The sequence below is a fragment of the Vibrio sp. 10N.247.311.13 genome, from assembly GCF_041467595.1.
Lineage (GTDB): Bacteria > Pseudomonadota > Gammaproteobacteria > Enterobacterales > Vibrionaceae > Vibrio > Vibrio crassostreae_C.
Genome location: NZ_JBFSUX010000044.1, coordinates 1 through 11,457, shown reverse-complemented (window position 1 = coordinate 11,457; position 11,457 = coordinate 1). Strand labels below are relative to the sequence as shown.

Sequence of the window (11,457 nt, the reverse complement as noted above, 5' to 3'; positions counted from 1 at the left end):
AGTTTATCGCTAAGTGTTTATTAAGTTTGGTTATTCGTTGTCTGCGTAGCGAATCGAGTTAATGAACCACTCTTTGTCGCCTTCCGGTGTTTTTACCGTAAACTCGTCATCTACTTCTTTCTTGAGCAGAGCTCTAGCCATTGGTGAGTCGATAGAGATATAGCCTTTAGCATCGCCGTAGATCTCTTCTGGGCCGACAATTCGAAACTTCTTAATTTCCCCATCATCATTCTCAATTTCGACCCAAGCACCGAAAAACACCTTACCTTCTTGTTGTGGCGAGTAATCAACGATCGTGACATCAGGTAGGAACTTTCTTAAAAAACGCACTCGGCGATCGATCTGACGAAGTAGACGCTTATTGAAGGTGTAATCTGCGTTTTCTGAGCGATCTCCAAGGCTTGCCGCCCAAGTGACTATCTTAGTAATTTCAGGGCGTTTCTCGTGCCATAAGTGGTCATGTTCTGCTTTGAGCTTGTTATAACCTTCTCGAGTAATAAGTTTGGTTTTCATAAATCTGACTTAATGAAATGATGATCTAAGATAGAATATATAGAAAGGCAACATACGTTAACAATTATTTAGGCGACTTTTTCTCCAATAATGTTACATTTTTAATGTCTTATACCAATATACAATTTACCAAGAATGCTTAACCTTAGGTTTAAGCTTTAATAGGTGGAACCATTACATGCAAGAAAACTACAAAATTTTAGTGGTCGATGACGATGCTCGTTTACGTGCACTGTTAGAGCGCTATCTGTCAGAGCAGGGCTTTCAAGTGCGTAGCGTGGCAAACAGTGAGCAGATGGACCGCCTGTTAACCCGTGAAAATTTTCACTTGATGGTATTGGATTTAATGTTGCCGGGCGAAGATGGTCTATCGATCTGTCGTCGTCTACGAAACGCAAACAACTCGCTACCAATCCTGATGCTTACTGCAAAGGGTGATGAAGTGGATCGCATTGTGGGCTTGGAAGTGGGTGCTGATGATTACCTGCCAAAACCATTTAATCCACGTGAACTGCTTGCTCGTATTAAAGCTGTACTGCGTCGCCAAGTCATTGAAGCGCCGGGCGCACCAAGCACAGAAGAGTCTGTGGTTGAGTTTGGTGAGTTCCGCTTGAACTTAGGTACTCGCGAAATGTTCCGCGGTGAAGAGCCAATGCCGCTTACTTCGGGTGAATTTGCGGTTCTTAAGTCCTTGGTAACGAATGCTCGTGAGCCAATGTCTCGCGATAAGCTGATGAACATGGCTCGTGGCCGTGAGTATTCAGCAATGGAACGTTCTATCGATGTTCAGATTTCACGTCTGCGTCGTCTAGTTGAAGAAGATCCAAGCAAACCTCGCTACATCCAAACGGTGTGGGGCTTGGGTTATGTATTCGTTCCAGATGGCAAAGCTGTGTAATTCAGCTTAATAAGCTCTACAGTAGCTTTATCGATTCTGTGAATCTTACGGGTCATCTCATTAATATGCGATGGCCCGTTTTCTATTCAGCACAATGGTTTAGAGTTATAGTCATATAACACTTTCTTTATCTTTCTACATCTCGGGTACCCCATGCGTATACGTAGCTCCTTTACTCAGTCGATAGTGCTTTTCTTAACGCTATTGGTCGCTAGCCAAATTTTTTCTTATTACGCGGTGTTTAACTATGCGTTGATGCCAAGTTTGCAGCAGTTTAATAAGATTTTGGCTCACGAGCTAAACCTGGTATTGGACCAAGGCAGTGATATCGAGATCGATGCGCCATTGCGTCAGCGTGTGCTTGAACAGCTCGGGGTAACCGTTCACGCCAAGGGCAGCGAAGCGGCGGGTGAGTATTACCATGCGGTCGCAATCGACCTGATGAGTGAGGAGATGACCAAGGAGCTGGGTTCTGAAACTGAAGTGCGGCTGATCTTGGGTAAAGAGAGCTATGTGCTTTGGATGGACATTGCGCAGTTACCCAACTCTTTAATTCGTATTCCGTTATCAGAGCTGCAAGAAGAGGATTTTGCACCACTGTTTCGTAACAGTCTGATCATGGCGCTGTTGATTGTCGCAGGTGGTTGGCTGTTTATCCGATTGCAAAACCGTCCGTTGATCGCGCTAGAGAAAGCGGCGCAAGGTGTCGGGCGAGGTGATATTCCACCGCCATTGCCAGTTCAAGGCGCACAAGAGATTCGCTCGGTAACTCGAGCCTTTAACCAGATGTCGAAAGGCATCCAAGAGCTAGAAGAAGACCGCGCCTTGTTGATGGCGGGTATCAGCCATGATTTACGTACTCCGTTAACGCGTATTCGCTTAGCAACCGAGATGATGTCGCCAGAAGACAGCTATTTGGCGGAAGGCATCATCAGTGATACCGAAGAGTGTAACGAGATCATCAGTCAGTTCATGGATTACCTAAAGCCTGTTGACAGAGACTCATTCCAAGCGGTGTTTGTCGATGATATTGCGCGAGAAGTCTCTAGCTCTGAAGGTGGCTATGAGGTCCAGATTGAAACCGATATTCCAGAAACCATGAAACCTGCGTTGGGCAACCCGATCGCAATGAAGCGTGCTGTGAGCAACTTGGTGGTGAATGCGCTGCGTTACGGTAATGGTTGGGTCAAGGTATCAACTGGTATGACGGCGGATAACAAGCTTGCTTGGGTGACGGTAGAAGATAACGGGCCGGGTATTCCACAAGACCAGATCGGAAAGCTGTTTGAACCTTTCACGCGTGGTGACACGGCTCGTGGTAGCGAAGGAACGGGCTTGGGCTTAGCAATTGTGAAACGTATCGTTAGCCAGCATCAAGGTGCTGTTGTGGTCAATAACCGCAGTGAAGGTGGCTTAAAAGCGCAGATCAGTTTCCCGGTTAAGCCTTAGTTATCATCGGTCCGTTTGATGACGATAAGTTCGGTTCGGGGAACGGTTAAGAGATCCCCGACTCGGTCATTCTTCCCTCTCCGAGGATGACGAATTGCTAACCATGGACTTTGATGATGAAAGTTTACTTTGATCGTCATTCCCTATCGTGAGGAACGAGCGAATAGGGAATCTCGCTCTTGCTTGATGAAAGTAACGCACACTAAAAAGGCTTCCTTGAGGAAGCCTTTTTTACGTTTGAATACGGTCTCAGTGTTAACTATGCCTTAGTGTTAACTACGCCTTAGAGTAAACATCGCGTTCACCCAACCAACGGTTGATGATCGCCTTAGCATTGTCTGGGTAGCTATCGTGAATATGACGCGCAATACGCTGCACTTCAGGTATCAAACGTTGGTCACGAATTAGATCGGCGATCTTGAAATCAGCCAAGCCAGTTTGTTTGGTACCGAGCAATTCACCGGGGCCACGGATTTCTAAGTCGCGCTGTGCAATCACAAAGCCATCGTTACTTTCACGTAGCACACCTAGGCGTTTCTGAGCGGTTTTAGACAGCGGAGAGTGATACAACAATACACAATGACTTGCGACCGAACCTCGGCCGACACGGCCACGCAGTTGGTGCAGTTGCGCTAGGCCAAGACGTTCTGGGTTCTCGATGATCATTAAGCTCGAATTCGGAACATCCACACCAACTTCAATCACGGTTGTCGCAACCAATAGATGCAGCTTGTTCTCTTTGAACTCTCGCATCACCGCTTGTTTCTCGGCGGGTTTCATACGGCCATGGACTAAACCAATTTTTACGTCAGGCAGTTTGCGTTGTAGCTCTTCTGCTGTATCAGCTGCAGCTTGAGCTTCCAGTACTTCCGATTCATCAATCAGCGTACATACCCAGTAGGCTTGTTTGCCTTCATTGAGACACGCATTTTTCACACGTTCAACAATGTCATCGCGCTTGGTATCAGGAATTGCCACGGTTTGAATTGGGGTTCGTCCCGGTGGCAGTTCATCAATAATCGAAGTTTCGAGGTCGGCATAGGCCGTCATTGCTAACGTTCGTGGGATTGGGGTAGCGGTCATGACCAACTGATGTGGGTAGTAGCCTTGCTTTGCGCCTTTCTCACGTAGCTCTAATCGCTGGTGGACACCAAATCGGTGTTGCTCATCAATGATCACTAAACCAAGGTTTTTGAACTCGACATGCTCTTGGAACAGGGCATGAGTACCGACCACCATTTGCGCTTCGCCACTGGCAATACGTGTTAGTTCAGTTTCACGAGCTTTGCCTTTGAGCTTACCTGCTAGCCATCCAACTTGAATACCCATTGCCTCAAACCAGTTGGCAAAGTTAATCGCGTGTTGTTCTGCGAGTAGTTCAGTGGGTGCCATAAGTGCTACTTGCTGACCATGTTCGAGTGCGCGAACGGCTGCCAGTGCGGCGACTAAGGTTTTACCAGAGCCCACATCACCTTGCACTAAACGCATCATAGGATGCGGCTTTTCCAAGTCAGCTTCGATCTCTTTGGTCACTCGTGCTTGGGCATTGGTTGGTGAAAACGGCAGCTGAGCCAGTAGCTTATCTTTAAGGGTGTTTACTGGAGGAAAAGGCATTGCCTTGTCTTGCTGCCCTTTGCTACGAACAGACAACATAGACAGGTTTTGAGCCAGTAACTCTTCCATAATTAGGCGCAGTTGCGCAGGGTGCTTGCCTTCATCAAACAGCTCTAGGTCAATGCCCGGGGGCGGCCTGTGAATGGTATGCAGTGCTTGTGCGAGGGTAATTTGGTGGTCGTATAAACCTGATGGGAGAAGCTCGTTAACTGCGGCCTTGTCGATTAGCTCTAAGGCTTGATCGGTAAGATTACGCAGCGTGACTTGTCTTAGCCCTTCGGTGGTTGGGTACACCGGAGTCAGATTGGCTTCAACGTCTGGCTGTTGCCTCGGCGCAAAGAATTTGTAGTCAGGGTGGACGATCTCAAGCCCCATATTACCGCGCTTGATCTCACCATAAGCATGCACTTGTTTGCCTTCGGCAAAGTTATTCTTCATGCCTGCAGTGAAGTTGAAAAAACGCAGTGTAATAGTGCCATTACCATCACTGATCTTTACTGCGAGCATCTTACGTTTACCGAAAATGGTATCGACGTGCATTACCTTGCCTTGCACTGCTGCCCATAAACCAGCATGCAGTTTTACGATTGGATAGATACGCGTTCGATCTTCGTAGCGCAAAGGCAGGTGAAATAGCAGGTCTTGTACATTGTTAAGCCCAACCTTCTCTAGTTTCTCTGCGACTTTAGCGCCGACTCCAGATAAAGAGTTGAGAGGGATAGCAGATAAAAGCTGTGACATAACAAGGCTCATAAACGTAAGAGAGATGATCTATTCAAGCATTTTACTGGATTTTTGTACAGGCAGGAATGGGAGGGAGCGCGGTAAATACTAGGATTACGGTTATAAAAATCCCCTTAAGCGATAAAGCATTAAGGGGATTTAAATTCTTGGCAAAACTATTATCAAGTTTAAACGTTAGTTCTTACGACGTCTTACTTTCAGCGCGTGTGGCATCACACGTAGCTTTTTCATAATACTTGCAAGATGAACACGATCTTTGGTGGTCAGCAAGATAGTCACTGTGTACAGGCGTCCATCACGTTCTTCAGTTGAAATACCGTGAATGTTCGAGCCTGTTTTCGAGATAACGTTAGTTAACTCAGCCAGTGCACCTTGGTGATTCTGCAGATCAACCTGAAGTTCAGCAGTGAACTCTTGGTCGTAATCGTCAGACCATTCAACCGCCATGTATTTGTCTGGTTCTTTCTGGTAACCACGAACGTTTGGACACGTTTCACGGTGAACCACAAGGCCACGACCTGGCGATACATGGGCAATGATGTGATCATCTGGAATTGGGTGACAACAGTTAGCGAACGTCAGTAGTAGACCTTCAGCACCACGGATAGCCAATTTCTTCCTTGGTGTGTCGCTGTTGTTTTCCACTTCAGTCAGTTCGTCAGCATCACCCAGTAGACGACGAGCAATAACGATACTCATCAGCTCACCAAGACCAATCGATGCCAGTAAGTCTTCAACATTGTCTAGGCGAAGATCAGACAATACGTGGTCGATATTCTCTTGGCCGATATCGCCAATAGAGTGTTCGCCAAGTGCATGATTCAGTAGACGACGGCCTAGCGTGATCGACTCTTCACGACGCATCGTTTTCAGAACCTGACGGATCTTAGTACGTGCACGCGATGTCACCACGTAGTTGAGCCATGCTGCATTTGGGCGTGCGCCCGGAGCACTGATGATCTCAATGGTTTGGCCATTCTTCAGCGATTTGCTCAGTGGGTAAGGGTTCATGTCTACACGAGCACCTACACACATGTTGCCGACATCGGTATGTACCGCGTAAGCAAAATCGACCGCTGTTGCGCCCGCAGGAAGTTCGACAATGCGACCTTTCGGCGTGAACACAAAGATCTCATCTGGGAACAGATCAGACTTAACGTTTTCAATGAATTCGAATGAGTTACCTGCGCTTTGTTGCAGCTCAAGTAAGCTCTGCATCCAACGTTGTGCTTTAACCTGTGCGGTCGTGCCGTTGCTACTACGTGCCCCATTGCCTTTGTAAGACCAGTGCGCTGCGACACCTTTGTCTGCCATTTGATCCATATCTTCAGTACGAATCTGAACCTCAACTGGCACCCCGTGAGGGCCGATCATTGACGTGTGCAGAGATTGGTAGCCGTTGGCTTTTGGTACCGCAATGTAATCTTTCATGCGGCCAGGGCGAGGCTTGTACAGGCTGTGAGCCTGACCAAGTACGCGATAACAAGTATCTGGGGTATCAACCACGACGCGGAAAGCGTAGATGTCCATAATGGTGTGGAAGCGCTGCTCTTTAGTTTTCATCTTGTTGTAGATGGAGAACAGGTTTTTTTCACGACCAAGTACGCGAGCAGGCAAACCGACCTCTTCAAGGCGGCCTTCAATTTCGCTATGGATACGTTGGATCATTTCCTTACGGTTACCACGCGCAGCTTTCACTACGTTTTTAAGTACGCGATAACGGTTAGGATAGAGGGCTTCAAAGCCCAGCTCTTCTAGTTCGGTCTTGATGTTATGAATACCAAGACGGTGAGCTAGTGGAGAATAAATCTCTAGGGTTTCACGAGCAATACGACGCTTTTTGTCAGGACGAAGTGCCCCAAGCGTGCGCATGTTGTGAGTACGGTCAGCTAATTTGATCAAGATAACGCGGATGTCTTGCACCATGGCGAGAACCATCTTGCGGAAGTTCTCTGCTTGCGCTTCTTTGCGATCACGAAATTTAAGCTTATCCAGCTTAGATACACCATCAACCAATTCAGCAACGGTATTGCCAAATTTTTCCTCTAGATCTTCTTTAGTGACATCACAGTCTTCGATGACATCATGAAGCAGAGCAGCTTGCAGGGTTTCGATATCCAGACGCATTTCTGCCAGGATTCTTGAAACAGCTACAGGGTGGATAATGTATGGTTCACCGCTTGAGCGGGTTTGCCCTTCATGGGCGTCTCTCGCTACCACATAAGATTGACGCAGAGCCTCAATTTGAGGCTCTGTTAGGTATTCTTGGGCAACGTCTTTGAGGCTATCGAATAGATACAAATTAAAGGCCCGGAAGGTTAATTAGTTCGAATGACGTTCTTAACGAGTGTGAGCGATGCTGCTTACTGCTGCAAGTTCAGCCGCTTCTTGCTCTTGTTGCTCTTGACGTTCACGAGCATCTAGTACGTCTTTAGTGATAAGACCTTCTTCGATTTCGCGAAGAGCGATAACCGTTGGCTTATCGTTTTCTTCAGGCACTAGTGAATCTTTACCGCCAGTTTGCATTTGACGTGCGCGGCGAGCCGCAATAAGAACTAGGTCGAAACGGTTGCCAACTTTTTCAACAGCGTCTTGAACAGTTACGCGTGCCATGAGGACTCCAAATAGTAATTAACTAATAAATTTTTGATGACGAGAAAGTATACAAGTTTAACTAGATACTTTCTAGATCACCGTATACTTATCTCAATAGAAAATCTAGGGGATCTAGATTATTCCGCTAATAAAGCAGTAAGCATGCCGCTGTATTTCGCTGCTTGCTTATCTTCTTTTAAGCGTTCCGCACGAATGATAGCTCTGAAGTCCATTAGGGCTGCATCAAAGTCGTCATTCACGATCACATAATCATATTCTGCATAGTGAGAAATCTCTGATTTTGCTTCGCTCATGCGTTTCGCAATAACTTCGTCGCTGTCTTGACCGCGAACATTCAAACGACGCTCTAGCTCACCATTTGATGGTGGAAGAATGAATACACTCTTCGCTTGAGGCATTTGTTCACGGATCTGACGAGCACCTTGCCAGTCGATATCTAGGAACACATCGATACCGCGGTTTAGGTTTTCTTCAATCCAAACGCGTGAAGTACCGTAGTAGTTGCCGAACACTTCAGCGTACTCTAGGAATTCACCTTTAGTAATAAGGTCTTCAAAATGATGCTTCTCTACGAAGTGGTAGTGAACACCATTTTCTTCACCAGGGCGCATACCGCGAGTGGTGTGTGAAACAGATACCTTCATTGCGTAGGTTGGATTGGTTTCTAGCATTGCTGAGATCAAGCTCGACTTACCTGCGCCACTAGGTGCAGATACGATGTAAAGAGTACCTTTGCCCATCTGTATATTTCCACTGTTGGTTGGATTGAGTGAAGGCAATAAACCTACACTTTAAAAGATAGCACTGACTCTAATTTTTGTTCCGATGGCGCATCTACTAATTGTGCCGTTGGTTACGTCTATAAAGAGATAACGAGTAAAACTAATAGAAGCAACTGGTGAAAATTAGGTCAGAAAAATGGAGGCGAAGAGTAGCATATTTAGATGATTGAGAACAACTGGCTTGATCGTTATTTATTAGCGAATGATCTTCTCAAGGATCTTTGTATAAATGTAATGACTCGTCATCGGTACTTTTTTATGTGATCTGGACAAAATTTGTTGAAGTTTTAATCTCAATCCTTACAATCCGCGCAAACGATTAAATGCTGTATATATCTAGGGTCTGTTGACCTTTCGCGATGGAGTTTTGTTCGAGAAAAAATCGTTTTAGGCGCGGCAAGGAGTTTGTAACCTAGCATTCTAAGTAAAGACTCCTTAACAAAGCATAAAACTATTTTAGCCGAACCCTTCGGGCAGCGTTTGTTGGTGATTTCTACTGCGTTATCGACTTCTTATGTAGGCTAGCTACACATCAAAGTCTCTGTCTTGTCGAAATCCCCAACAACTCGCTGCAAAAATCATCTCGAAGGGCCAATAGACCCTACTAGACTAGATGTTTCTACTACCGAGCCTACCTTGGTGACTACAGTTTTTAGTGTAGAGACCTCTCTATTCTCACAGCATTTGAATCACCAAATTCTTAATTTATTGCAAAGGTTTTGTTGTGAGTACCGATTCCACCCTGAAAGCCCAGAACACCTCTGGCTCGCTTGATTCGATGTTTAAAATCACTGAAAGAAAAACCACGATTGGCACTGAGCTGTATGCGGGTTTCATTACTTTCTTGGCGATGAGTTACATTCTGGCGGTTAACCCAGCAATTTTGGGTGATATTCCAGGCATGGACAAAGGTGCCGTGTTTACTGCAACGGCTCTGTCTGCGGCAATCGCAACCCTAATTATGGGCATTTGGGGCAACTACCCTGTAATGCTAGCGCCGGGCATGAGTATGAACGGCTTTTTCAAAGGTCTGCTGTTAAGTGGATCTGTTGCCGTGCTTTGGAATGAAGCGCTGTTCGGTATCTTCCTATCTGGTATTTTATACCTTGCGTTCTCATTGACCAATATTCGTAAATCGATGATTGAATCGATTCCTGAAGATTTGAAGTTGGCGATTACCGTGTCTCTCGGACTGTTCATTGCTTTCTTAGGTCTTAAGAATGCGGGCATCATCGTTTCTAACCCATTCGTATTGGTAGGCTTAGGCGACATTTCCGATCCAAAAGTGATCATCGCTTATGTGAGCATCTTCATCGCACTGGGTTGTATGGTTCGCGACATCAAGCTAGCAACGTTCATCTCGTTCGTTTCAGCTATTGTGTTGACGATTCTTGCTGACGTCTTCATGGGTACTTCAAACGCACCAATCCCAGAGCAGTTCATTGCTATGCCACCAAGCATGGCTGGCAGCTTCGGCGCTATCTTCGATTTCTCTGCTTTCACGCCAGAGAAAATGTTCGACTTACTGTTCATCGTACTTATCTTCTTGATTGTCGATTTCTTTGATGGCTTGAGCACCATTGTCGGCGTTGGCCGTGATGCGGGTATCATCGATAAAGACGGCAAGGTGCCAAACGCGAAATCGGCTCTAGTAGCAGATGCGGGCGGTACTGTGATTGGTTCAATTCTTGGTACCACATCGATCACTGCATTCTCTGAGTCTGGCATCGCTTCTTCTCAAGGTGCAAAAACGGGTTTGGCAGCAGTCATGGTGGCTGGTCTGTTCCTAATCTCGCTATTCCTATACCCAATCTTCTCTATCTTCTCGGCTGCAATGGTTGCACCGGCGATGGTAGTAGTCGGCATCTACATGGTAGGTCGTCTTGGTCAGATCAACTGGGAAAAGAAAGAGTCACGCATTGCAGCCTTCTTTACCATCATGTTCACAGTGCTAAGCTTCTCTCCAGCGAACGGTATGGCGATGGGCTTCATCAGCTACGCATTCACAATGGTTGTGGCAGGTAAGCGCAAAGAAGTACACCCGCTTATCTACGGACTGTGTGTGGTGTTCTTAACTTACCTGATTCTGCTTTAAGGCTAATTAGTCACTAAGAAGTCGCTAAGTAAAAGACAAACAGATGGCTCTGCAGTGAATGCGGGGCCATTTTTGTATTTGTTGCTTTTTACCGTTGCTTCTTAATGTTGGTTACCGATGAGTTGATGGCGTTAGCCTAAAGTCGGTGCTTTGACAGTACGCGACTTATATTGATGCATGCTATTGTAGAGACTGGATTAATTATTTTTTGAAGATGACTATGCCTTCTCACTTACCTAAATCTTTTAGTAAGCCGTTTTTAAAAGTATTCCACATTATGGAAGCGGTATTGCTGGTGGCGATCACGCTCGCGACCTTGTTTGCGATGGTCGAAGAGTTCATGCATGTCTTCGCTGAACGCCGAGTGCAATTGACCGACATTCTGCTGATGTTTATCTATTTAGAAGTGTTGGCGATGGTTCAGCAGTTTGTGATGAACGGTAAGATCCCAGTGCGATACCCAATCTATATCGCGATGATGGCGATTGCTCGTTACATCACTTTGGGCATGAAAGAACTCGATGCGGTATTGATCGTTTGGTTATCTTTAGCGGCATTTATCTTGGCCGCGGCAACATTGTTGATTCGTGTTGGACATCATTATTGGCCGTATGTAGACCTTAGAACCAAGCAGCCAGATGAGTAACACTTTGAAGGTTAAAGTTTTATAAATGAAGCCCAACGATATCGTTCAATGCCGTTCGGATAAGCATTACTGTTTGAATCTAAACGGATATTTAGCTGGA

General features: G+C 46.0%; 9 protein-coding genes. 4 read left to right on the top strand and 5 right to left on the bottom strand.

What is annotated here, in order from left to right:
• Positions 1-30 precede the first annotated feature (30 nt).
• The gene (gene greB, locus AB6E52_RS16445; RefSeq protein WP_017062470.1) at positions 31-513 is read right to left on the bottom strand and encodes a transcription elongation factor GreB; all 483 of its coding nucleotides are present in this window, start codon (positions 511-513) and stop codon (positions 31-33) included.
• A 178-nt stretch (positions 514-691) separates the two neighbouring features.
• Between greB and ompR the strand changes: the two genes are divergently transcribed.
• The gene (gene ompR / locus AB6E52_RS16440; protein ID WP_008218409.1) at positions 692-1,411 is read left to right on the top strand and encodes a two-component system response regulator OmpR; all 720 of its coding nucleotides are present in this window, start codon (positions 692-694) and stop codon (positions 1,409-1,411) included.
• A gap of 153 nt (positions 1,412-1,564) precedes the next feature.
• Entirely contained in the window at positions 1,565-2,860 is a 1,296-nt protein-coding gene (envZ, locus tag AB6E52_RS16435) for a two-component system sensor histidine kinase EnvZ (protein ID WP_102320999.1), read from the top strand.
• Between the two features lie 276 nt (positions 2,861-3,136).
• Here envZ and recG read toward each other — a convergent pair whose 3' ends face one another.
• The 4 genes from recG to gmk form a co-directional block, all read right to left on the bottom strand.
• Entirely contained in the window at positions 3,137-5,215 is a 2,079-nt protein-coding gene (gene recG / locus AB6E52_RS16430) for an ATP-dependent DNA helicase RecG (RefSeq protein ID WP_017066313.1), read from the bottom strand.
• Between the two features lie 177 nt (positions 5,216-5,392).
• On the bottom strand, positions 5,393-7,519 hold the full coding sequence (gene spoT, locus AB6E52_RS16425; RefSeq protein WP_102321000.1) for a bifunctional GTP diphosphokinase/guanosine-3',5'-bis pyrophosphate 3'-pyrophosphohydrolase: 2,127 nt from the start codon (positions 7,517-7,519) through the stop codon (positions 5,393-5,395).
• A 39-nt stretch (positions 7,520-7,558) separates the two neighbouring features.
• Positions 7,559-7,831 (bottom strand): DNA-directed RNA polymerase subunit omega, encoded by a 273-nt coding sequence (gene rpoZ / locus AB6E52_RS16420; protein ID WP_009848003.1) that lies wholly within the window; start codon positions 7,829-7,831, stop codon positions 7,559-7,561.
• 119 nt (positions 7,832-7,950) lie between these two features.
• Complete coding sequence (gene gmk / locus AB6E52_RS16415) at positions 7,951-8,574, bottom strand: guanylate kinase (protein WP_017062466.1); 624 nt, start codon at positions 8,572-8,574, stop codon at positions 7,951-7,953.
• A gap of 766 nt (positions 8,575-9,340) precedes the next feature.
• Between gmk and AB6E52_RS16410 the strand changes: the two genes are divergently transcribed.
• The gene (locus tag AB6E52_RS16410) at positions 9,341-10,711 is read left to right on the top strand and encodes an NCS2 family permease (RefSeq protein ID WP_017062465.1); all 1,371 of its coding nucleotides are present in this window, start codon (positions 9,341-9,343) and stop codon (positions 10,709-10,711) included.
• Positions 10,712-10,931: 220 nt separating this feature from the next.
• Positions 10,932-11,357 (top strand): phosphate-starvation-inducible protein PsiE, encoded by a 426-nt coding sequence (locus tag AB6E52_RS16405; protein WP_017062464.1) that lies wholly within the window; start codon positions 10,932-10,934, stop codon positions 11,355-11,357.
• The last annotated feature ends 100 nt before the right edge of the window (positions 11,358-11,457 follow it).

Excerpts from the sequence above, each read along its gene's own strand:
- greB (WP_017062470.1), bottom strand. The coding sequence starts at position 513 with ATGAAAACCAAACTTATTACTCGAGAAGGTTATAACAAGCTCAAAGCA.
- ompR (WP_008218409.1), top strand. The coding sequence starts at position 692 with ATGCAAGAAAACTACAAAATTTTAGTGGTCGATGACGATGCTCGTTTA.
- envZ (WP_102320999.1), top strand. The coding sequence starts at position 1,565 with ATGCGTATACGTAGCTCCTTTACTCAGTCGATAGTGCTTTTCTTAACG.
- recG (WP_017066313.1), bottom strand. The coding sequence starts at position 5,215 with ATGTCACAGCTTTTATCTGCTATCCCTCTCAACTCTTTATCTGGAGTC.
- rpoZ (WP_009848003.1), bottom strand. The coding sequence starts at position 7,831 with ATGGCACGCGTAACTGTTCAAGACGCTGTTGAAAAAGTTGGCAACCGT.
- gmk (WP_017062466.1), bottom strand. The coding sequence starts at position 8,574 with ATGGGCAAAGGTACTCTTTACATCGTATCTGCACCTAGTGGCGCAGGT.
- AB6E52_RS16405 (WP_017062464.1), top strand. The coding sequence starts at position 10,932 with ATGCCTTCTCACTTACCTAAATCTTTTAGTAAGCCGTTTTTAAAAGTA.